The organism is Klebsiella sp. 18074 (genome assembly GCF_902705905.1).
In the GTDB taxonomy this organism is placed as follows: Bacteria; Pseudomonadota; Gammaproteobacteria; order Enterobacterales; family Enterobacteriaceae; genus Klebsiella; species Klebsiella terrigena.
Window position 1 is genome coordinate 24,207 of record NZ_CACSIS010000005.1, and the last position, 21,645, is coordinate 45,851.

16 protein-coding genes and 1 pseudogene are annotated in these 21,645 nt (G+C 56.5%); 7 read left to right on the forward strand and 10 right to left on the reverse strand.

What is annotated here, in order from left to right; genetic code table 11:
• Window positions 1-173 precede the first annotated feature (173 nt).
• The 3 genes and pseudogenes from GVK32_RS06600 (at window position 174) to copA (ending at window position 3,631) form a co-directional block, all read left to right on the forward strand.
• Window positions 174-575, forward strand: a pseudogene (locus GVK32_RS06600) (STM2901 family protein).
• The gene (locus tag GVK32_RS06605) at window positions 560-907 is read left to right on the forward strand and encodes a DUF1493 family protein (RefSeq protein WP_159866450.1); all 348 of its coding nucleotides are present in this window, start codon (window positions 560-562) and stop codon (window positions 905-907) included. The pseudogene GVK32_RS06600 and the gene GVK32_RS06605 overlap by 16 nt, the downstream one beginning before the upstream one ends.
• Before the next feature lie 222 nt (window positions 908-1,129).
• A complete protein-coding gene (copA, locus tag GVK32_RS06610) occupies window positions 1,130-3,631 on the forward strand; it encodes a copper-exporting P-type ATPase CopA (protein ID WP_159866453.1) in 2,502 nt (833 codons plus the stop codon).
• 144 nt (window positions 3,632-3,775) lie between these two features.
• On the opposite strand, the gene GVK32_RS06615 is transcribed toward copA, so the two are convergent.
• Genes GVK32_RS06615 through GVK32_RS06635 form a run of 5 tightly spaced genes read right to left on the reverse strand, consistent with a single transcriptional unit; the run spans window position 3,776 to window position 9,115 of the window.
• Window positions 3,776-5,026, reverse strand: a complete 1,251-nt coding sequence (locus tag GVK32_RS06615) for a phospholipase D-like domain-containing protein (RefSeq protein ID WP_159866456.1) — start codon at window positions 5,024-5,026, stop codon at window positions 3,776-3,778.
• On the reverse strand, window positions 5,019-5,666 hold the full coding sequence (locus GVK32_RS06620) for a MotA/TolQ/ExbB proton channel family protein (protein WP_159866459.1): 648 nt from the start codon (window positions 5,664-5,666) through the stop codon (window positions 5,019-5,021). Before GVK32_RS06620 ends, GVK32_RS06615 begins: the two co-directional genes overlap by 8 nt.
• Before the next feature lie 19 nt (window positions 5,667-5,685).
• On the reverse strand, window positions 5,686-7,926 hold the full coding sequence (locus GVK32_RS06625) for a TonB-dependent receptor (protein WP_159866462.1): 2,241 nt from the start codon (window positions 7,924-7,926) through the stop codon (window positions 5,686-5,688).
• 36 nt (window positions 7,927-7,962) lie between these two features.
• Window positions 7,963-8,706, reverse strand: a complete 744-nt coding sequence (locus tag GVK32_RS06630; protein WP_159866465.1) for an energy transducer TonB — start codon at window positions 8,704-8,706, stop codon at window positions 7,963-7,965.
• 1 nt (window position 8,707) lies between these two features.
• The gene (locus GVK32_RS06635) at window positions 8,708-9,115 is read right to left on the reverse strand and encodes a biopolymer transporter ExbD (protein ID WP_159866468.1); all 408 of its coding nucleotides are present in this window, start codon (window positions 9,113-9,115) and stop codon (window positions 8,708-8,710) included.
• Window positions 9,116-9,436: 321 nt separating this feature from the next.
• On the opposite strand from GVK32_RS06635, the gene GVK32_RS06640 reads away from it, so the two are divergent.
• A complete protein-coding gene (locus tag GVK32_RS06640) occupies window positions 9,437-10,231 on the forward strand; it encodes a TraB/GumN family protein (protein WP_159866471.1) in 795 nt (264 codons plus the stop codon).
• 201 nt (window positions 10,232-10,432) lie between these two features.
• Window positions 10,433-10,912, forward strand: a complete 480-nt coding sequence (gene ybaK / locus GVK32_RS06645; RefSeq protein ID WP_123706810.1) for a Cys-tRNA(Pro)/Cys-tRNA(Cys) deacylase YbaK — start codon at window positions 10,433-10,435, stop codon at window positions 10,910-10,912.
• A 378-nt stretch (window positions 10,913-11,290) separates the two neighbouring features.
• Here the strand turns inward: ybaK and ushA are convergent, their stop codons facing one another.
• Complete coding sequence (gene ushA, locus GVK32_RS06650; RefSeq protein ID WP_159866474.1) at window positions 11,291-12,943, reverse strand: bifunctional UDP-sugar hydrolase/5'-nucleotidase UshA; 1,653 nt, start codon at window positions 12,941-12,943, stop codon at window positions 11,291-11,293.
• 163 nt (window positions 12,944-13,106) lie between these two features.
• On the opposite strand from ushA, the gene GVK32_RS06655 reads away from it, so the two are divergent.
• Window positions 13,107-14,327 carry an MFS transporter gene (locus GVK32_RS06655; protein ID WP_159866477.1) on the forward strand — a complete coding sequence of 407 codons (1,221 nt, stop codon included), beginning with the start codon at window positions 13,107-13,109 and terminating at the stop codon, window positions 14,325-14,327.
• A gap of 324 nt (window positions 14,328-14,651) precedes the next feature.
• The gene (ybaL, locus tag GVK32_RS06660; RefSeq protein WP_159866480.1) at window positions 14,652-16,328 is read left to right on the forward strand and encodes a YbaL family putative K(+) efflux transporter; all 1,677 of its coding nucleotides are present in this window, start codon (window positions 14,652-14,654) and stop codon (window positions 16,326-16,328) included.
• 84 nt (window positions 16,329-16,412) lie between these two features.
• Here the strand turns inward: ybaL and GVK32_RS06665 are convergent, their stop codons facing one another.
• The 4 genes from GVK32_RS06665 to htpG all read right to left on the reverse strand — a co-directional run bounded on the left by GVK32_RS06665 (window position 16,413) and on the right by htpG (window position 21,582).
• Window positions 16,413-17,717, reverse strand: a complete 1,305-nt coding sequence (locus GVK32_RS06665) for an inosine/guanosine kinase (RefSeq protein ID WP_159866483.1) — start codon at window positions 17,715-17,717, stop codon at window positions 16,413-16,415.
• A 63-nt stretch (window positions 17,718-17,780) separates the two neighbouring features.
• Window positions 17,781-18,743: a ferrochelatase gene (gene hemH, locus GVK32_RS06670; protein WP_159866486.1), complete on the reverse strand. Its 963-nt coding sequence runs from the start codon at window positions 18,741-18,743 to the stop codon at window positions 17,781-17,783.
• Window positions 18,744-18,870: 127 nt separating this feature from the next.
• The gene (adk, locus tag GVK32_RS06675; protein ID WP_128878903.1) at window positions 18,871-19,515 is read right to left on the reverse strand and encodes an adenylate kinase; all 645 of its coding nucleotides are present in this window, start codon (window positions 19,513-19,515) and stop codon (window positions 18,871-18,873) included.
• Between the two features lie 192 nt (window positions 19,516-19,707).
• Window positions 19,708-21,582: a molecular chaperone HtpG gene (gene htpG / locus GVK32_RS06680; protein ID WP_159866489.1), complete on the reverse strand. Its 1,875-nt coding sequence runs from the start codon at window positions 21,580-21,582 to the stop codon at window positions 19,708-19,710.
• Window positions 21,583-21,645: the final 63 nt, after the last annotated feature.

Sequence of the window (21,645 nt, forward strand, 5' to 3'; positions counted from 1 at the left end):
GCTCCCCTTCATTGCCATGATGATTCAGTATTTCATTACAGCAAGAAATTTATCGACATAAAATATAAAGCAAGTTTTTATATAACCCTGACTTATTAACTAGCAACACCTCGGAAAAATATAATATTCACTGATGCCTGGAACGAACGGCAGACGGAATAATAGGTGTTCGAATGGATACGACAGAAGAACTGAACGGAACCCACTTCTAACACGGACAATTTTGTGATGAACTGGGGATCGCCATTGAGTCAGGTGCCGCTATTCTTGCTGGTCAACCGTGGTTAAAAACAAGAGCTAAACCCGGAGAAGCGATAAAAGGCACGAGTGTTGTTTCCAGATACGGGAGAATAATTTTGAGAAATGCCCGAACGCCATTTGGCATCAGAGTTCCTGGGCCCGTCGGCGTGAGAATGCGTAAAACGAATAACCTTGCTGTGGCTATCGCTCGCTATATTCCCTGGTTAGGTTGGATAGGTCTTGTAAATTCAATTTACCAGACAGCAAGAAAAACTCAGGAAAAATACAACCTCATAGCCCGCCCGAAGCATCGTATACGGTGGACATCCTTTTGATGGATCCCATATCGGAAGAGGTGCTGACGCTTTTCAGGAAAGAGATCTCAGGATATTTAGACGGCGGCTGGAACGAGATTCCTTTGGAGCTCGACGATGATTTGTTTGATGCTCCCGGCGACGACCTCCACGACGCTTTGGATAAATTTGAGGATCGGTTTAATGTCGATCTATCTGCTGTCAAATGGTCATCTTATTTTGCATGGGAAAACGCGCCGCGACTAACGCGGTGGTTTAAGGCTAAGCGCGAGGACGTGGAGAGAACCCGCAAGCCTTTAACCATAAGAATGTTTGCCGAATCAGCCAAAGCGGGTAAATGGCTGTTCGACTGAATAAGTTATTTACTGCAAATAACTCCCCCATTCGAGGAGAGTCAATCACGCCAGCCGACTCAGAATATCTGGAATTCCACTTCTTTAGATGTCCTTACGTACCCGCGCTGTCGCACCGGAACACTGGCATCAACCTAAACGATAAAACGCCTTGACCTTCCCCTTGCTGGAAGGTTTAACCTTTATCACAGTCAGCTCATCCACGTAATAAAGGAGTTTGTTATGTCACAAACCATCGACCTGACGCTCGATGGCCTCACCTGCGGCCACTGCGTCAAACGCGTAAAAGAGAGCCTGGAGCAGCGTCCTGACGTTGAGCTGGCGGAGGTCACCACGACCGAAGCCCACGTCACCGGTAGCGCCAGCGCTGAAGCGCTCATCGACACGATTCAGAAAGCCGGATACGGTGCGGAGCTCAGCCACCCAAAGGCTAAACCGCTGGCGGAATCAACACTCCCGTCGGAAGCACTGACAGCGGCCTCTCCTGCGCTTCCGGCAGCCCATGATACCGACGACAGTCAACAGCTGCTGATCAACGGCATGAGCTGCGCCAGCTGCGTTTCCCGCGTACAGAAGGCGCTTGCCGCGGTACCGGGCGTCGCGCAGGCGCGGGTAAACCTGGCGGAACGCACTGCGCTGGTCATGGGCAGCGCGTCCGCCGCAGAATTAGTGCAGGCGGTGGAGAAGGCAGGCTACGGCGCCGAGGCTATCGAAGACGATCTGGAGCGCCGCGAGCGCCAGCAGGAAACCGCCATCGCCACCATGAAACGCTTCCGCTGGCAGGCGATCGTCGCCCTGCTGGTGGGCGTTCCGGTTATGGTATGGGGAATGTTCGGTGACAATATGATGGTCACCGACGACAACCGCTCGCTGTGGCTGGCTATCGGGCTTGTCACCCTGGCGGTGATGGTCTTTGCCGGTGGCCATTTCTACCGCAGCGCCTGGAAAAGCCTGAAGAACGGTACTGCCACCATGGATACGCTGGTGGCGCTGGGTACCGGGGTCGCCTGGCTCTACTCGATGAGCGTCAACCTGTGGCCACAGTGGTTCCCGATGGAAGCCCGCCACCTCTATTATGAAGCCAGCGCCATGATTATCGGCCTGATTAACCTCGGCCATATGCTGGAAGCGCGTGCACGTCAGCGTTCTTCTAAAGCGCTGGAAAAATTGCTCGATTTAACCCCGCCGTCAGCGCGGGTCGTCACCGACGAAGGCGAAAAAGATCTGCCGCTGGCGGAGGTTCAGGCAGGAATGACCCTGCGCCTGGCCACCGGCGATCGCGTCCCGGTCGACGGCGTGATTAGCCAGGGCGAAGCGTGGTTTGATGAAGCTATGTTGACCGGTGAACCAATACCGCAGCAAAAAGGCAACGGCGACGCCGTTCACGCCGGGACCGTGGTGCAGGACGGCAGCGTGCTGTTTACCGCCAGCGCCGTCGGCAGTCAGACCACTCTGGCGCGAATCATCCGTATGGTGCGCCAGGCACAAAGCAGTAAACCGGAAATTGGCCAACTGGCAGATAAAATCTCCGCCGTGTTCGTCCCGGCGGTGGTAGCGATTGCGCTGTTCAGCGCGGCGATCTGGTACTTTTTCGGCCCGGCGCCGCAAATCGTTTATACCCTGGTGATCGCCACTACGGTACTGATTATCGCCTGTCCGTGTGCGCTGGGGCTGGCGACGCCGATGTCGATTATCTCCGGCGTAGGTCGCGCAGCGGAATACGGCGTGCTGGTTCGTGATGCCGATGCCCTACAGCGAGCCAGCACCCTGGATACGCTGGTCTTTGATAAAACCGGCACCTTGACCGAAGGTAAGCCGCAGGTGGTGGCGATAAAAACCTTTGCCGCGATTGATGAAACAACCGCTCTGCGCCTGGCCGCCGCGCTGGAGCAAGGTTCCAGCCATCCGCTGGCACGGGCGATTCTCGATAAAGCCGCTAGCAACTCGCTGCCGGTGGTTAATAATTTCCGTACCCTGCGCGGTCTGGGCGTCAGCGGTGAAGCCGAAGGTTATAGCCTGCTGCTCGGCAATCAGGCGTTACTCAATGAGAACAATGTGCTGACCGCCGAAATAGAAAGCGAAATGACCGCCCAGGCTTCGCAAGGGGCAACGCCGGTGCTGCTGGCAGTCGATGGTCAGGCCGCGGCGCTGTTCGCCATTCGCGATCCGCTGCGCAGCGACAGCGTGGCGGCGCTGGCCCGCCTGCATCGCCAGGGCTACCGTCTGGTGATGCTCACCGGGGATAACCCGACCACCGCCAACGCCATTGCCAAAGAAGCGGGCATTGACGAGGTGATTGCCGGAGTACTACCGGACGGTAAAGCCGATGCCATTAAGCGTCTGCAAAGCCAGGGGCATCAGGTGGCGATGGTTGGCGACGGTATCAACGATGCACCTGCGTTGGCGCAGGCCGATGTCGGTATCGCCATGGGCGGCGGCAGCGATGTGGCCATTGAAACGGCGGCGATCGCTCTGATGCGCCATAGCCTGAACGGCGTCGCCGATGCGCTGGAAATTTCAAAAGCGACGCTGCGTAATATGAAGCAGAACCTGCTGGGAGCGTTTGTTTATAACTCGCTGGGCATTCCGATTGCCGCCGGGATCCTCTGGCCGCTGACCGGAACCCTGCTTAACCCGGTAGTCGCCGGAGCGGCAATGGCGCTTTCCTCAATTACGGTCGTGAGTAATGCTAACCGGTTGCTGCGTTTTAAGCCGAAATCATAAGGCAGATTCCGTTCACCATTATCCCGCAGAGGATGATCCCCTCGCCCCTTTGGGGCGAGGGTTAGGGTGAGGGGAAAAAGTGCACGCTGATGCCCTCACCCCGGCCCTCTCCCACCGGGAGAGGGCGAAAACCGCCCCGATTTTCTATTCGTGCTCGCGACCTGGATGCGGGGCCGGATAATCAAAGTCAACTTTGATCGATTCCGCGTAGCGGCTGTTCCATAGCTGACTGTAAAGCGCGTCCACGCGCTCTGTCATCGGCACGCTATTCAACACCAGCTCAAGGTTGCGTGAGTTATCAAAATAGCCCCCGCTCCAGTTGCTGGTTCCCACCCACGCCGTCGAACCGTCGATAGTCATCAGCTTACTGTGCACCACCCTCGCAAACGGGATAAATCCCCGACTGGCGGGAGGAATAGTCACTACCTTTAGCTGAACGTTAGGCACCAGCGACAGGCTCTTTAACCAGAACACATCCGGCTTTTTCAGATTCCAGCTGGCAACCATCAGTTCAACCTGCACGCCGCGAGCCGCCGCGCTGCGCAGGGCGTTATCAATGGGGGCATAGAAAGGTCTGTTTCCCTTCTCACCCCATGAGAGCGGCGCGTAGTCCATCACCTGCACTCGGATCCGCGACTTCGCATTGGCCAGCAGACGCGGCAGTTCAACCTGCGAATCGATCACCCCGCTCGGGTTGTAATCGCGCGGGCTGGCAACCAGATAATTGCCCTGCGGAGCCGACTCCAGCGCATGCCACGCTAGCTTCGGCACCGGTTTATTTTCTGCAAGCAGGGCCTGCGCCTGCCAGTCCTGATCGAAAATAGCCTGAATCTGCCGTACCGCTTGCGCATCGCTGATGCGTAAACCGGTTTCCTGAATCTGCTCCAGCGCGCGCCAGTCAAAATTCTGACTGCCGACAAAGGCTTCTTTACCATCCACCAACAGATACTTGGCGTGGACAATCCCGCCGGTCAGCCGATGGAACGGAATAATTCGCAGCTCCAGATTCGGGATCGTTTTCAGCGCCGCCAGCGTTTCCGGCGTCGACAGGCCAACGCCCTTCTCCTCCATCAGAAAACGAATTTTCACCCCGCGTTCACCGGCTGCCCGCAGATGATTCAGCACGCCGTCCAGCAGAGAGCCTTTTTCATTTGCCACGTAAAACTGCGCCACATCGATATGGCTGTGCGCCGCATCAAACATCTGCTGCCAGACTTCGGCAGCATTGCGCAAATCACTATCCTGTAGCGTGGTTTCCTGCGGTGCGTTATACACCAACTCATAACCCAGTATCGAAAACGCCGCCTGTGCGGGCAGACTTAGCAGTATCCAGGCACCCGCGACCAGGCTCATCAGGCGGCCTCCCGGCCACCCGCATCGACGATAATCAGGCATAGCGCTGCGCCTCACGACCTTCCCAGCGATTGCTGCCCTGCTCCGGACGACTAGCCGGACTTCCGGCGCGGATCAGCAGCACCTTCAGCAGTTCGTTAATGCGTTCCATGCGGCTTTGCAGGTAATTATTACCCACCAGGCACAGCAGCGCTATCGCAATCCCCAGGCCGGTGGCGTACAGCGCAGTGCCCATCCCAGCTGAAACCATGCTGGCATCAGAGACGCCCGAGGCGGAGAGCGCCTTAAAGGTATCCATAATCCCCAGAATCGTACCCAGCAGGCCAAGCAGCGGCGCGGCGGTGACGACGGTTTCGAGCATCCATAGCCCGCGCGACATCTGCGGTTTACTCAGCAAGTACTGAGCATCAATCAGATCGCTCATCGCTTCCCGGTCTTCCGCCATCTGCTTTTTCTCCAGCACCGGCAGAATAAGGGTCAGGGGAAGACTGCTACGACTGGTCAGCGCTTCCGGCAGGTCAGCCACGCGGCGGACCTCCGGCGTCAGCGCCTTCTCAAAGCGCTGCGCCTGACGCTGGGCCCACGAAAAATAGAGTCCGCGTTCCACCAGAATCACCACGGCGATCGCCAGCGCGGCATACATAACGTAGAAAATAATGTCGTGAATCAGGTTGGCATCCATCAAAGTGCCCTCCGGTTAATTAAAAGGTAGCTTCCAGCGAAACGCTAAAGGTGCGCTCTTCGCCGACGTTGTAATACGGGGTGCTGGCCCTCACGCCGTCGTAAGGTGCCGCGTTAAAGGTCGTCGAGCGTACGGAGGTCAGGTACTGTTTATCGAACAGGTTATCGATGCCAAAACGCAGGGTGGCATTTTTGACAATCTTTTTATCCACCGGCAGATGAACGCCTGCGGAGATATCAAACACCGTGCGCCCGGCGATTTTTTCATCGTTGGTCAAATCGCCATAGAACGAGCTAACGTATTTGCCGCCAAAGCTGCCGTAATAGAGGCCATCGTCATAACCCAGCGACGCGTTGAGCATGTTTTTCGGTACGTTCGGCACCGTTTTGCCCGCCGTTGGCAGCGGATGACCGCCGTTGCTGACAATGTCATCCTTTTGTTCGGAATGGGTGTAGGTGTAAGAGGTGTAGTAGTTGAAGTTGTACGGTAGCTTACCGCTCCACTCCAGCTCTACGCCTTTGCTTTCGACGCTGCCGATATTCATCATTTCGTAGTCGCCGTCCGCATTGGTGGTCGAAATCTGACGGTCGGTATAGCGCATGTAGAAAAGTGTCGCGCTCAGCAGCATATCTTCACGCTGGAAACGCCAGCCCAGCTCGTGGTTCCAGCTCAGCTCCGGCTTGGTGTTGATTGAATCGCCGACGTTGTAGAGCACGTAGTTTGGCGGCGTACGCATGTTGCGAGTCAGGTTATAGAACAGTTGGTTTTCCATATCCGGCTTATAGCTGATGCTAAAGTTCGGCAGGAATTCATGGTAGGTCGCATTACGTTTTTCCGGGGCGTTATACAGACTGCCTTTGTTATCGCCTTTACGTTCGACGTACTGATACGCCAGCCCGCCCACCAGCGTCCAGTCCGGCGTCACAAACCAGGTATCCTGAATCCAAACCTTTTGCGCCGGAGTGACGGTGTACTGGTTACGGCCTTGCACCGTGTTGCCGTTGGCGTCCTTCACCTGATCGGAACCGCCCGGTTTACCGGAGACGTTCGCCAGGTTGCCGTCATCCTGAATGCTGATAAACGGCTGGGTCTGCGACTGGCGCGCTCGCTCATACCAGTAGCCGATATCCAGGCTGTGCTCGTCGTTAATGTCCCACTTAAGCTTGGTGGTGACGCCCGGTCGCCAGGTCTGGGTCCACGAAGGTCGGTAGTAAGTATTGGAACTTAAATTGCTCAGGTCGTACTGCCCGGCTTTATCAGAAGTATTCGACAGTACCGAGGCCGTTTGCCCGGTAAAGCTGCCGCCGTTACCCCAGTAGTAATAGGGCTGAACGGTCAACGCAAGGTTGTCGCGCAACTGCAATCTTTGTGAGAAAGAGAGAGTGAAGGTTTCAAACGGGTTACGGTTGAGCTTGTAATATTTGCTCAGCTGACCTTTGTTGTTATAGACCGGCGAGGTCGAGTAGTCCTGACGCGGGTCTTCGTCAAACTGCGCTTTGCTTAGAGTGTTGTAGTTGCTGTTATCCTGACGGTTGTACTTCATGATCAGGTTACTGCTGTTGCCGTTCCCGTCCTCATAAAGCGAGTTCATCTCGAACTTATCGGAATAGTTACGCCCTTCTCCGCGCCATTTTTTGGCTTCAGTGTGCGAGTAAGAGAGCCAGTTGCTGAAACCGTTGTATTCGCCGGTCTCCAGGCGGGCGAAAGTTTTGCTGAGATTATTGCTGCCCAGCGTTTGCTTGACGAAGCCGCCGAACTCTTTGGACGGGCGCTTTGTGACGAGACCAATGTTACCGCCGCTGGATCCGATATGCGGGCCGTCAGCTTCAGAAGACCCTTGAGTAACAAAGATCTGCTCAAGGTTTTCCGCATCGCCCAACAGGTTCGGATAGACCGCGTAGTTACCCGAGTCGTTAATCGGGATGCCGTCCATCGACAGACCGATTTGATCCGAGTTCATCCCACGCATGGTGTAGTCGATGCCGCTCAGGCCGCTGGCGTCATTACTGTTGACGTTCATACCTGGCGTATATTTCAGCATGTCGATGGCATTGCTGGCACCCTGCGCTTTATCCATCGCTTCTTTGGTCAAAGTGGAGCGCGCTTTGCTGCTGTCCTCCTGCACCATCAGACCGCCGCCGAGCGACTGCCCTTTGACGTTAATCTCCCCCACATCGCTACTTTCCGCCGCCAGCGAGGAACCCGATAACAATGCCGACACCACAGCTAATGCAATCCCAGAATAACGAAAGTTCTTCATTTCTTTTCCTATAAAAAACAAATGATTAATTAGGCTTTATGGCGCCTGATAATTAAACGTCGCGGTAAATCTTTTGCTTCTTTGGCCAGCAAAAGCCTCTTCAGGGAAGGGCTTCAGCTGGCTAATACTTTGTAAAGAGCTCAGCGCGGCGCGATTGAGCAGCATGCTCGGCGCTTTGTTGGCAATACCGGAAGCCAGCACTCTGCCGCTGCGGTCGACCTCCAGCCACACCTCAACGTTGCCCTGCGGACGTTCCAGCGAAGCCTGGCGGCCGCTCGGGTAGCGTTTGCGCTGCTCCAGCTCGCGGCGCAGCATCTGCAGATAGCCATTTTCCACCGCCTGAGCGTTCACTTTCGGCACCGGAGGAGAAGGCGGCGCGGCTGGTTTACTCACCACCGGGCTGCGCACGACGGCGGGCTGCGGAGCCACGCGCTCCTGCGGCTTCGCTGCTTTCTCCTGAACCGGTTTTGGCTTCGGCTTAGGTTTCGGCTTAACAACCGGCTTTGCCTGGATAATCGGTTCCGGGGCAGGAACGACGGGCTCAGCAATCGGCTCAGGTTCTGGCTCAGGTTGGGGTTCCGGCGGCGGCTCGGGCTGCGGTTCCGGGACAGGTTCTGGCTGCGGTGGCTCGGGTTCGGTCAGCGACAGTTCCATCACCGTATCGTCATAATGCGGCTTCACCTGCAGGACTGCCTGCTGGCTGACGAACAGTAAACATCCTGCGATGACTATCGCGGGTAACCAGCTAACAACGTGACGTGAGCGATAAAGCAGATACATATCACTGCTTCCGTGTGGCGATGGAAATGGAGAAGAAACCGCCCTGACGCAAGGTATCCATCACTGCGACCAGGCGTTCCACCGCAACCTCTTTATCGCTGTTGACGATAATGGTGGTGGTTTGGTTTTCCTGCTGCTGTTGCTTCAGGGTATTGACCAGCGCATCAAGAACCAGCGGCTGGCCATCCAGCTGCAGCTGATCACCGACGCCGAGGGTGATAATGGCTTTTTTCTGCGGCTTAAGCTGTTGGGCGCTGCTGGCTGACGGCAGTTGAGTTTTCAAGCCCAGAGCCGGGATCACATTCAGGCTAATCAGGACAAAGAAGACCAGTAAAAACATCATCACATCGATCATCGGGATCAGCTCGATATGGGCTTTATTCTTTTTAGGCTCACTCCAGTTACGCATGACACTCCCCCCCAAAATTGAAGGGGCCAATATAGAAGCGCTTTGTTTATCTTTCGTTACAGATTTTTTATTTTATTATCACAATTGAGCCTTTTTTGAGAAAAAAGCACCATTCACGACTTGCGCAACTAAAAATATATATTTGATTTTAGTGAATAATTACTATCAAAACGTCAGTGCAAGAATTGTAAAAAACCATAGCATCAATTTTTTTTGTTATTTTTATGACATTGAAAATGCATCTTCCGTCGCGTTCCCTTAGCCCTATTGCGCCTCTGCCCCCCACGCGCTAGCATGAGTTCTTCACTTTGCGGAGCGCGTATGGGCCTGTTAAACCGAATAAAAATGCTGTGGCGAGCCACCGTTGGCCCGTCTTATTCCTGGCCAGCACTGGATGTTACCCTCCCCGGCGGACGCTATCTGCATCTCGTCGGCAGCATTCATATGGGCACCCGCGATATGGCGCCCCCCCCGGCCAGGCTGCTGAAAAAAATTCGCCAGGCCGATGCGCTGATTGTGGAAGCCGATATTACCGGGAACGAAATGCCCTTCAGCAACCTCCCCTCTTATCCGCCGCTGGCCGAGCGCCTGAGTCCCGAACAGCTCGTTGAGCTGGAAGCCCGCGCCGCGGAGCTGGGGTTGGCAACCGCCCTCTTCGACAGCCAGCCGCTGTGGCAGGTTGCCATGGTGCTGCAGGCGACCCAGGCGCAAAAGCTGGGACTTCGTCCGGATTACGGGATTGATTATCAGCTGCTGATGACGGCGCGCGAAAGCCGCGTGCGGGTGATGGAGCTGGAGGGGACCGATAGCCAGATTGCGCTGCTGCGCGATTTGCCCGACGGCGGGCTGGCGCTGCTGGAAGACACGCTGACCCACTGGCGGACCAACGCGCGTCTTCTACAGGTGATGATCGGCTGGTGGCTGGAGCAGCCGCCGGCAACAGGGGCGACCTCGCTACCCACAACCTTTAGTCAGTCGCTGTACGATGTTCTGATGCATCAGCGCAACCTCGCCTGGCGCGAGACGCTGCTGGCTCTGCCTCCGGGGCGCTACGTTGTCGCCGTCGGCGCACTGCATTTATACGGTGAAGGGAACCTGCCTGATATGCTGACGTAAAAAAATGGCCAATATTTCTATTGGCCCGTCAAAGAGGAATTTCATCATTATTATTATCCCGAGATTCGCACCTCGGATCGTTCGATTGTCGCTCAAAGTGACCATCACTGCCAATACTATTGCGCAAGATGATACTATTTTTTACACAATCATCAGGCGTATGCTTAACGTACATTAGACCGGTTGGTAAGAAGGATAGCGATGACTCCCGCCGTTAAGTTACTCGAAAAAAACAAAATTGCTTTTACGATCCACAGCTACGATCACGATCCCGGCGAAACCAATTTCGGCGACGAAGTGGTGCGCAAGCTCGGCCTGAACGCCGATCGGGTTTATAAAACGCTGCTGGTGGCGCTCAACGGGGATATGAAGCATCTGGCCGTCGCAGTCACTCCGGTTGCCGGTCAGCTGGATTTGAAAAAAGTGGCCAAAGCCCTGGGCGCGAAGAAAGTGGATATGGCCGACCCGATGGTGGCGCAGCGGGTAACCGGCTATCTGGTCGGCGGCATCAGCCCGCTTGGGCAGAAAAAACGCCTGCCGACGGTGATTGACGCCCCGGCGCAGGAGTTTGCCACCATTTATATCTCAGGCGGCAGACGCGGGCTGGATATCGAGCTGGCGGCCAGCGACCTGGCGAAAATCCTGGATGCTAAGTTCGCCGATATCGCGCGGCGCGATTAACCCCGGCTTTATCTCAGAGGACAATCCCGGAGGCGGCGCTTGGCGCGCCTTGTCCGGGCTACCAATCCACAGACGGCTGCAAACCCGTAGCCCGGTCAGCGTAAGCGCCACCGGGAAGAAGCAACGCCAGGCTATCTGGTACGGCACATTTCCCGGAGGCGGCGCTTGACGCGCCTTGTCCGGGCTACCAATCCACAGACGGCTGCAAACCCGTAGCCCGGTCAGCGTAAGCGCCACCGGGAAGAAGCAACGCCAGGCTATCTGGTACGGCACATTTCCCGGAGGCGGCGCTTGGCGCGCCTTGTCCGGGCTACAAAACCCAAACCGCACGGCCACGTAGCCCCGGTAAGCGTAAGCGCCACCGGGGAGTTTCAGACGTTACTGCCAGCTCACCTCGCCTTTCGGCTCAAACGCCGCCGCGTCGAGCGGGGAGTTCTTCTGGAGATACTCCTTCAGCACCTCAGCATCGATGAACCCGGTGTTGACGTAGCCCGGCTTAGCGTCGATGTGCGGATAGCCGTCGCCGCCGGTGCCGTTAAAACTCAGGGTCGCCATGCGGTAGGTTTTCGTCGGATCGACCGGCTGGCCTTTGATTTTCAAATCATTCAGCTTGCCGTCTTTCGCCACAAAGCTGACGTTGGCGAACTGCGGATAGGCCCCGGAATCAGGCTTCATCTGCGCCACGGCGGTGAGATACTCCGTCACCTCCTGGCCGTTCATATCGACATACACCAGCACGTTGCCGAACGGCTGCACCTTCATCACGTCTTTATAGGTAATATCCCCGGCTTCGATGGAGTCGCGAATACCGCCGCCGCTCATCACCGCAAAATCGGCGCCGCTGCGCGCCATCTGCGCCGCCAGCAGAAGCTGTCCCATATTGGTCTGCACGAAGCGCACCTTGCTACGATCGCCCTCAAGATGGCCGTTGACGCTGCCGATTTTCACCTGCAGCTGCGCTTTCCCCTTATTCTGGAACGGCGTCAGCAGCGACAGCATCTGCGCGTTTTCCGGGATCTGCGGCGTATAGAGCACGCGTTCGCTCTGGCCATTGTCGTAGGTCACCTTTTTCTTCAGGTTGACCGGGATCAGCTGATAGTGCACCAGCTTCATTTCGCCGTTGCGGAATTCAAAATCCGCGCGGCCCACGTATTTACCCCATTCGTGCGCCTGGACTATCCAGATACCGTTTTGCCTGTCCGGCGCGCACGGCGTACCGGGAACATAATCCACCTGCTTTTTATTCTCCGCCGCCATGCATACCGGATCCTGCGAATGGCCGCCGACGATCATCGCCAGCGCTCCGGCAGGGAGGCTGCGCGCCATCGCCACATCGCCCGGGGCATTCGAACCGTGAGCGCCGTTGTCATAATGGCCCATATGGGTCGTAGCCAGAATGACGTCCGGCTTTTCATTCTGCTGCAGCTCCTGAATCACCAGCTTCGCTTCTTCCGCCGGGTTGCGGAATTCAATATCGGTGAAGTACTCCGGGTTGCCAATTTTCGCCGTATCGTCCGTCGTCAGGCCAATCACCGCGATATTCAGCCCGCCGCGCTTAAACAGGGCCCAGGGCTTAAACAGGCGCTCACCGGTGCTTTTCTGGTAAATATTGGCCGACAGGAACGGGAATTTAGCCCACTTCTCCTGCTGGCGCAGCACGCTGAGCGGATTATCGAACTCATGGTTACCTACCGCCATGGCGTCGTAGCCCACCAGGTTCATGCCGCGAAAATCAGGTTCCGCATCCTGTAAATCAGACTCCGGAACCCCGGTATTAATATCGCCGCCGGATAGCAGCAGCACGCTGCCGCCCTCGCTGGCCACCTCTTTACGAATACCGTCCACCAGCGTTTTTTGCGCCGACAGACCGTATTCACCGTAATCGCTACGCCAGAAATGTCCGTGATGATCGTTGGTATGCAGGATGGTGATTTTATAGGTTTTATCCTGCTCATAGGCCTGCGCTGACAGGCTTCCCAGCGATAGCGCCGCCAATAACGCCAGCGCCACGCCCTGTTTCACAAATTGCATCTTTCACTCCCTGATTTAATAACAAGTGCCGAAAGTATAGCGAGTTAAGCCATTAGACAAATATGTTTTCAGAATTGCGGCTTCCTTCAAACCTTAGGCGCAGGTATGTTAGTCAGATAATAATTCCACCTGCATCCTCTAATAAGAACCTTTAAGCGAATCTATGGCAATGAATCAAACCGCTCAACCCTTATCCGGCTCCGCTGCGCCGCCGCAAAAAGCACGCACCTCGTTTCGCATTCTGGGGGCTATCAGCCTTTCCCACCTGCTGAACGATATGATCCAGTCGCTGATCCTCGCGATCTACCCGCTGCTACAGTCGGAGTTTTCCCTCTCCTTTGTGCAGATCGGCATGATCACCCTCACCTTCCAGCTCGCATCTTCGCTCCTGCAGCCGGTGGTGGGCTATATAACCGATAAGCACCCGATGCCGTGGTCGCTGCCCGTTGGCATGTGCTTTACCCTCTGCGGGCTGGTGCTGCTGGCGCTGGCGGGAAGCTTTGGCACGGTGCTGCTGGCCGCCGCGCTGGTCGGTACCGGCTCCTCGGTCTTCCATCCGGAATCTTCTCGCGTAGCGCGCATGGCCTCCGGCGGACGCCACGGCCTGGCGCAGTCGCTGTTCCAGGTTGGCGGAAACTTTGGCAGCTCGCTGGGCCCGCTGCTGGCGGCGGTCATCATTGCCCCTTACGGCAAAGGCAACGTTGCCTGGTTCGTGCTGGCCGCGCTGCTGGCTATCGTTGTGCTGTCGCAAATCAGCCGCTGGTACGCCGCGCAGCATCGGATGAACAAAGGTAAACCTAAGACCGTTATCGCCAATCCGCTGCCCAAAAATAAAGTTATTCTGGCGGTAAGCATCCTGCTGATGCTTATTTTCTCGAAATACTTCTATATGGCGAGCATTAGCAGCTATTACACCTTTTATCTGATGGATAAGTTTGGCTTGTCGATCCAAAACGCGCAGATTCACCTGTTTATTTTCCTGTTCTCGGTTGCCGCAGGAACGGTGATTGGCGGGCCTGTTGGCGATAAAATCGGGCGGAAATACGTGATTTGGGGCTCTATCCTTGGCGTAGCGCCGTTTACCCTTATTTTACCCTACGCCACCCTCGAGTGGACGGGGATTTTGACCATGATAATTGGTTTTATCCTCGCATCGGCGTTTTCTGCCATTCTGGTTTACGCCCAGGAGCTATTACCAGGCCGAATTGGTATGGTTTCCGGCCTGTTCTTCGGCTTTGCATTCGGAATGGGCGGCCTGGGAGCCGCGGTGCTGGGGCTGTTAGCCGATCACACCAGTATCGAGCTGGTCTATAAAATCTGTGCTTTCCTGCCTCTGCTCGGCATATTGACGATATTCCTCCCTAACAATCATCAAAAAGCGTGATTATACGGCAGCCAAAGTGAAACTTTGTCTGCCGTCATCCCTTACCCCATCAGGCTCGCCCCAGCATTACCTACCCCTGTTTTCCGATCTGTGCTTTTTTGCGGGCTAATTCCAGTTTTCAGCAGAATTCAATAATTATTCATAAACAAAACGGCTAAAAGTGTCATAAACTATTACTCAGTTTTTTAGGTTTATGCACCCTATCATTCGAGTTGCATCAGGGCCGTGAGCAGGATGAATCCTCGAAGCTAACGCCGAGGCAGCCTGAAGGATGAGGTGCTTAATACCGAAAATGGATTGGCTCACCACATGCAAGGAGACGGAATGCACCACGCAACACCGCTTATCACCACCATTGTCGGCGGGCTGGTCCTCGCTTTTATTTTTGGCATGATCGCCAATAAGCTACGTATTTCTCCACTGGTGGGCTACCTGTTAGCGGGCGTACTCTCCGGCCCCTTTACCCCGGGTTTTGTTGCTGATACTAAGCTGGCGCCAGAGTTGGCCGAGCTTGGGGTCATTTTGCTGATGTTCGGCGTCGGTCTGCATTTCTCTTTAAAAGATTTAATGGCGGTAAAGTCGATAGCCATCCCCGGCGCGATTGCCCAGATAGGCGTGGCAACGCTGCTAGGTATGGCGCTTTCAGCGATACTGGGCTGGTCGCTGATGACCGGTATCGTTTTTGGTCTGTGTCTTTCTACCGCCAGTACCGTGGTGCTGCTGCGCGCGTTGGAAGAACGCCAGCTTATTGATAGCCAGCGAGGGCAAATCGCCATCGGCTGGCTGATCGTCGAAGATTTAGTGATGGTGCTGACGCTGGTCCTGCTGCCCGCCGTCGCCGGAATGACGGAAAAAGGCGACGTCGGCCTGGCGTCGCTGGCCGTGGATATGGGCATCACTATCGGTAAAGTCGTCGCCTTTATCGCTATTATGATGCTGGTTGGCCGCCGCCTGGTGCCGTGGATTTTGTCGCGCAGCGCCGCGACCGGCTCGCGCGAACTGTTTACGCTTTCGGTGCTGGCGCTGGCGCTCGGGATTGCCTTCGGCGCGGTTGAGCTGTTTGACGTCTCCTTTGCCCTCGGCGCCTTTTTCGCCGGCATGGTGCTGAACGAATCCGAGCTCAGCCACCGCGCTGCCCACGATACGCTGCCGCTGCGCGATGCGTTCGCGGTGCTGTTCTTTGTTTCCGTTGGCATGCTGTTTGACCCGATGATCCTGCTGGAACAGCCGCTGGCAGTGCTGGCAACGCTGGCCATTATCATCTTCGGGAAGTCGGTGGTGGCTTTCTTCCTCGTGCGGATGTTCGGCCACTCCCCGCGCACCGCGCTGACTATCGCCGCCAGCCTGGCGCAAATCGGCGAGTTCGCCTTTATCCTCGCCGGGCTCGGCATGGCGCTGGATCTGCTGCCGCAGGCCGGGCAGAACCTGGTGCTTGCCGGGGCGATTATCTCCATTATGCTCAACCCGGTGCTGTTCGCGCTGCTGGAAAAATACCTCGATAAAACCGAAACCCTCGACGAGCAAACCTTCGAAGAGGTGCTGGAAGAAGAGAAACAAATTCCGGTCGATATCTGCAATCACGCGCTGCTGGTCGGCTTTGGCCGCGTCGGCAGCCTGCTCGGCGAGAAGCTGATGGCGCAGGGTATTCCGCTGGTGGTTATCGAAACGTCGCGCACCCGCGTGGACGAGCTGCGCGAACGCGGCATCCGCGCGGTGCTGGGCAATGCGGCAAACGAAGAGATTATGAATCTGGCGCATCTGGACTGCGCCCGCTGGCTGTTGCTGACCATCCCTAACGGCTACGAGGCGGGAGAAATCGTTGCCTCTGCGCGCGAGAAGTGCCCGAACATCGAGATTATCGCCCGCGCGCACTATGATGACGAAGTGGACTATATTGTCGAACACGGCGCGAACCAGGTGGTCATGGGCGAGCGCGAAATCGCCCGCGCCATGCTGCTGCTGCTGGAAACGCCGCCGGCGGGTGAAGTGGTCACCGGCTAAGCTCTGACGCCCTCTCGCCTCGGCTGAGGGCGCGCTCCTGTCCTGTCTAACGGTTTCCCTCCCCCTGCGGCGAGGGAAACGCGCCTAGCGCTCCCAGTACGCCTCTTCGAGGCTGTCTTCCCGCTCCGGCAGCCCGCGGGTTAAACGCGGCGAGTGCTGATTCAGTACCTGATAGCTCACGCGGTTCGCGTATTTGCACACCTGCGCCAGGGATGAGTAGGTCAGCCACTTGCACTTGTGCTTGCTGGAGTTGGGGACGTTATTGCGGTGGTAGTTGTTGGCCGTGATATCGTGCAGCAGCGCCGCCAGCGCGCCGTCGCCGGCACCGTTGGTATTCATGATTTTCTCAGGCCCGCCCATGTACGGGGCGATGTGGGAGTAGATACGCAGCGGGTTTTGACAATCCTGATGGCGCATCGCGCGGCTGAACTCATACTGATTAAACTCGGCAATGGCTCCCGGCAGCAGCGGGTGCTGGGTTTTACGTTTCGCCTCGTCTTCGGTGAAGCTGGCCATATACAGGCCCGAAGGCCCGGCGGTGCATAGCACCAGATCAACCCACTCCAGCGCCTTATCTGAGGCCAGCAGCGGATCGGCAAGCCCGGTCAGCGCCTCGGCCTCTTCTTCGTTCATCGCCAGAATCGAGACATTTTCCTTCAGGAAGGTTTGCCACCACTGCGGGTTGTCGGCAATGACGTATTTGGTGCCCAGCGTCAGCACCACCGGCACGTCGTGTTTTTTCGCATACTCAATCGCTTTCATCGTGGCGTCCGGCATCGGTTCACCGGGCTTGCAGCGCACCAGATAAGAGGTCAGGACCAGCGCTGAAGCGCCGGCAATCACCTCTTCCGGGATACTTTCCGGGCGCAGCTTATTCATATGCCCGGGGCTGATGGCGAAGGTGCGTTCGCCGGAGTCGCCGATCAGGGTAAAGCAGCGGCCGATCGCCCCGTCCACGCCCTGAAGATAGTTAAGATCGGTACGGCTGGAGGTATTACAAAGATAGCGATAGGCGTAGCCGCCGATGTCGATATTGCTGCACATCACGCCAAGCAGAACCGAGCGATCGTCCGCCAGCACCGAATAGTTGTGCATGGTATTGCCGATAGTGCCACCGGCAAACTGATGGGTGATCAGATCGTTATGCAGCAGATCCTGATAAAGCGCCTCGGCGATATCATCTTCAATCACCAGCGAATGTCCGGCGCTCAGGCCGTAGCGCTCGATAAACGCCTCATCCACTTTCGCTTCGATATCTACCAGCGTCTGATCGATGCCGACCACCCAGGAAATAGCGGATTCATTTTCCGGCTGAATTTGCTGCAGCAGCGGATCGCGGGCGTTGACGGGAAAGTAGTGTTTAGATTTGCGTTTACCGGGAAATTTCATAGTGGTGGTTTAGTGGCAGTGGACAGGCGGGGAATAGTAGCATATTCCCCGTGCCGCAAGCGATTAGCGATACGCTGCCGTCAGGTTAACCATCATTTCAATATGCGCTGCGTCGGCGTTGAGAGCGGGAATATATTCATATTTCTGCCCGCCGGCCTCGAGGAAGAACTCACGGTTCTGCACGGCAATCTCTTCCAGCGTCTCCAGGCAGTCGGCGGAAAAGCCGGGACAGATAACCTGGACGTGCTTCACGCCCTGCTCGCCCAGCATTTTCAGCGTCTCGTCGGTATACGGAGTCAGCCACGGCTCGCGGCCAAAGCGCGACTGGTAGGTCATCATCACCCGGTCGGGAGAGAGATCCAGCGCGGAGACCAGCTCACGGGTGGTATCGCGGCAGCGCTGCGGGTAGACATCCCCTTCGCGGGCGTAGCGTTGCGGAATACCGTGATAAGAGAGCAGCAGCACGTCCGGCTCGCCGTGTTCGGCAAACGAAGCGCGAACGCTGGCGGCCAGCGCCGTAATATAGTCCACGTCGTCGGCGTAATCACGGATAAAGGAGACTCCCGGGATCGCCCGCTTTTTGCCGAGGATCCGCGCCAGCTCATCCCATACCGCCGCCACGGTGGAACAGGAGTACTGGGGATAGAGCGGCAGCACCACGATATGGTCAACGCCCTGGGCCAGCAGCTCATCCACCGCGCTTTCCAGCGAGGGTGAACCGTAGCTCATCCCCAGCGCCACCGGCGTTTCCACCAGTCGGGCGGCCAGCGCCTGCTGCTGCTGACGGCTGTAGACCATCAGCGGCGAGCCCTCTTCCATCCAGACCGACTGGTAAAGCTTCGCCACCCTCGGGGAGCGCAGGGGGAGGATCGCACCGCGCAGCAGCGGCCACCACAGCAGACGAGGCGTATCAACGACCCGTTTGTCGCTCAAAAATTGTCGCAGATAGCGCTTCACCGCGTCGGGCGTGGGCGCATCGGGAGTGCCTAAATTGGCCAGCAAGATACCTGTTTTCGTCTGATGCATTACCGCCTCTTAACCATTTGAATCGCAGCCAATTGTAGCTGAAATGGCGCTAAACGGAACCAATCATAGAAAAAGGTAGAATGAGAGGTGTTCTCACCCCGTAATGACGGGATGAGAATGCACGGGATTAGCCGAGGATTTTTTCCAGCTCAACGCGAACTTCAGCCACGGCTTTGGTGCCGTCAACTTTGGCGTATTGGGTGTTGCCCGCCTGCGCTTCTTTCTGGTAGTAGCCGATCAGCGGCGCGGTCATCTGATGGTATTCCACCAGGCGCTTACGCACGGTCTCTTCCTGATCGTCTTTACGGGTGCTCAGCTCTTCGCCGGTCACGTCGTCTTTGCCTTCAACTTTCGGCGGGTTGAATTTGATGTGGTAAACACGGCCGGAAGCGGCGTGGACGCGGCGACCGATGATGCGATCGACGATCAGCTCGTCCGGCACGTCAAACTCAAGGACGTAATCGACGGCGATGCCCGCTTCTTTCATGGCGTCAGCCTGAGGAATGGTGCGCGGGAAACCGTCGAGCAGGAAACCGTTGCGGCAATCTTCCTGGGTAATACGCTCTTTCACCAGCGCAATCACCAGCTCATCGGTCACCAGCTTGCCGGCGTCCATAATGTCTTTGGCTTGCTTACCCAGCTCAGAGCCAGATTTCACAGCCGCGCGCAGCATATCACCGGTAGAGATTTGCGGAATACCGTATTTCTCCATGATGAACTGAGCCTGAGTTCCTTTACCCGCGCCCGGAGCGCCAAGCAGAATAATACGCATTACGAAAATCCCCTCAAAAGTCGATTCTATTTTTCAAAAACGCTAAACCATACCACCAGAACGCAGATGGCTCAAGGAAGGCAGAACGGCTGAAACGGTTAATGGTCAGTTTATTTTGGCTGAAGAGGGTATTTCAGAAGGTTTGAGGCAGATACCCTCCCCCGTTTTGGGAGAGGGTATTGAGGGCAGAAGTTAGGATGCCAGCAGCTGGTTCATGCGGCGGATAAACTGGTTAGGATCTTCCAGCGTACCGCGCTCGGCCAGCAACGCCTGATCGAGCAGCAGCTCAACCCATTCGCCAAACTGAGCGTCATCCTGGGTATCCGCGGCGCGTTTAACCAGCTGATGAGCCGGGTTTAGTTCAAAGATGTACTTCACTTCCGGCGCCGCCTGGCCCGCAGCGGCGAACAGCTTCGCCATCTGGGTGCTCATCTCATCCGCATCGGTGGTGACGATGGCCGGCGTATCGGTCAGACGGTGGGTCAGGCGGACCTCTTTCACCCGCTCGCCCAGCAGCGTTTTCACGCGATCAACGAACGGCTCCAGCGCCTTTTCGGCCTCTTTGGTGCTTTCATCGACTTCATCCGCCAGCTTATCCAGCGACTCGTCGGTCTTGGCTACCGACTGGAACGCCTTGCCGTCGGACTCGGTCAGATAGCTCATCATCCACTCGTCAATGCGGTCAGAGAGCAGCAGCACTTCGATGCCTTTCTTACGCAGCAGCTCAAGGTGCGGGCTGCTCTTCGCGGCGGCGTAGCTGTCGGCGGTGATGTAGTAAATCTTCTCCTGCCCTTCTTTCATGCGGGAGACGTACTCTTCCAGCGACACGGTCTGCGCGGCGGAGTCGGTATGCGTGCTGGCGAAGCGCAGCAGCTTAGCGATGGTCTGCTGGTTCGCAGCGTCTTCCGCCGGGCCCTCTTTCAGCGCCAGGCCGAACTGCTGCCAGAAGGTCTGATATTTTTCGGCATCGTCTTTCGCCAGCTTTTCCAGCATCTGCAGCACGCGCTTGCTCAGCGCGCTGCGCAGGTTGCGGGTGACGCTACTATCCTGCAGGATTTCGCGCGATACGTTCAGCGGCAGGTCGTTGGAATCAACGAGGCCGCGGACGAAGCGCAGGTAGTTAGGCATGAACTGCTCGGCGTCGTCCATGATGAAGACGCGCTGAACGTACAGCTTCAGGCCATGTTTATGATCGCGGTTCCACATATCCCACGGCGCCTGGGACGGGATATACAGCAGGCTGGTGTACTCCTGCTTCCCTTCAACGCGGTTGTGGCTCCAGGTCAGCGGGTCGCTATAGTCGTGGGCAATGTGCTTATAGAATTCGTGGTATTCGTCGTCTTTAATTTCCGACTTATTGCGGGTCCACAGCGCCTGCGCCTTGTTGATTTTCTCCCAGGAGATAACGGTTTCACCGTCAACTTCTTCCCGTTTTTCAATCTCTACCGGCAGCGCGATATGGTCGGAGTATTTGCTGATGATCGAGCGCACGCGCCAGTCGTTGAGGAAATCATCCTCGCCTTCGCGCAGATGCAGCGTTATCTCAGTTCCGCGATCGGCCTTGGTGATATCGGCAACGGTGTAGTCGCCTTCGCCGGCGGACTCCCAGAATACGCCGTTTTCAGCGCTGTCGCCCGCGGCACGCGTGCGTACGGTGACCTTATCGGCAACGATAAACGCGGAGTAGAAGCCGACGCCAAATTGACCGATCAGCTGGCTGTCTTTTGCCTGATCGGAGCCCATCGATTCGAGGAACGATTTGGTGCCGGATTTGGCAATCGTCCCGAGATGATCGATAACCTCGTCGCGATTCATCCCGATGCCGTTGTCGGCGATGGTCAGGGTGCGGTCGTCTTTGTTAAAAGAGACCCGTACGCGCAGCTCACCGTCGCCCTCGTAGAGATCCGGCTGCGACAGCGCACGAAAGCGCAGCTTGTCGGCCGCATCGGAGGCGTTGGAAATAAGCTCGCGCAGGAAGATTTCTTTATTGGAATAGAGAGAGTGGATCATCAGGTGCAGAAGCTGTTTTACTTCTGACTGAAAACCGCGAGTTTCTTGTCCTTTCATCTAGCTTAACCTCAACAATGCCATGTTTAATGGTAAAAAAACCGTTGAGTGTGAGATGGGGAC

What these genes read in the sequence shown, in the direction of transcription:
- copA (WP_159866453.1), top strand. Translation starts at nt 1,130, where the DNA reads ATGTCACAAACCATCGACCTGACGCTCGATGGCCTCACCTGCGGCCAC.
- GVK32_RS06615 (WP_159866456.1), bottom strand. Translation starts at nt 5,026, where the DNA reads ATGCCTGATTATCGTCGATGCGGGTGGCCGGGAGGCCGCCTGATGAGC.
- GVK32_RS06620 (WP_159866459.1), bottom strand. Translation starts at nt 5,666, where the DNA reads ATGGATGCCAACCTGATTCACGACATTATTTTCTACGTTATGTATGCC.
- GVK32_RS06625 (WP_159866462.1), bottom strand. Translation starts at nt 7,926, where the DNA reads ATGAAGAACTTTCGTTATTCTGGGATTGCATTAGCTGTGGTGTCGGCA.
- GVK32_RS06630 (WP_159866465.1), bottom strand. Translation starts at nt 8,706, where the DNA reads ATGTATCTGCTTTATCGCTCACGTCACGTTGTTAGCTGGTTACCCGCG.
- GVK32_RS06635 (WP_159866468.1), bottom strand. Translation starts at nt 9,115, where the DNA reads ATGCGTAACTGGAGTGAGCCTAAAAAGAATAAAGCCCATATCGAGCTG.
- GVK32_RS06640 (WP_159866471.1), top strand. Translation starts at nt 9,437, where the DNA reads ATGGGCCTGTTAAACCGAATAAAAATGCTGTGGCGAGCCACCGTTGGC.
- ybaK (WP_123706810.1), top strand. Translation starts at nt 10,433, where the DNA reads ATGACTCCCGCCGTTAAGTTACTCGAAAAAAACAAAATTGCTTTTACG.
- ushA (WP_159866474.1), bottom strand. Translation starts at nt 12,943, where the DNA reads ATGCAATTTGTGAAACAGGGCGTGGCGCTGGCGTTATTGGCGGCGCTA.
- GVK32_RS06655 (WP_159866477.1), top strand. Translation starts at nt 13,107, where the DNA reads ATGGCAATGAATCAAACCGCTCAACCCTTATCCGGCTCCGCTGCGCCG.
- ybaL (WP_159866480.1), top strand. Translation starts at nt 14,652, where the DNA reads ATGCACCACGCAACACCGCTTATCACCACCATTGTCGGCGGGCTGGTC.
- GVK32_RS06665 (WP_159866483.1), bottom strand. Translation starts at nt 17,717, where the DNA reads ATGAAATTTCCCGGTAAACGCAAATCTAAACACTACTTTCCCGTCAAC.
- hemH (WP_159866486.1), bottom strand. Translation starts at nt 18,743, where the DNA reads ATGCATCAGACGAAAACAGGTATCTTGCTGGCCAATTTAGGCACTCCC.
- adk (WP_128878903.1), bottom strand. Translation starts at nt 19,515, where the DNA reads ATGCGTATTATTCTGCTTGGCGCTCCGGGCGCGGGTAAAGGAACTCAG.
- htpG (WP_159866489.1), bottom strand. Translation starts at nt 21,582, where the DNA reads ATGAAAGGACAAGAAACTCGCGGTTTTCAGTCAGAAGTAAAACAGCTT.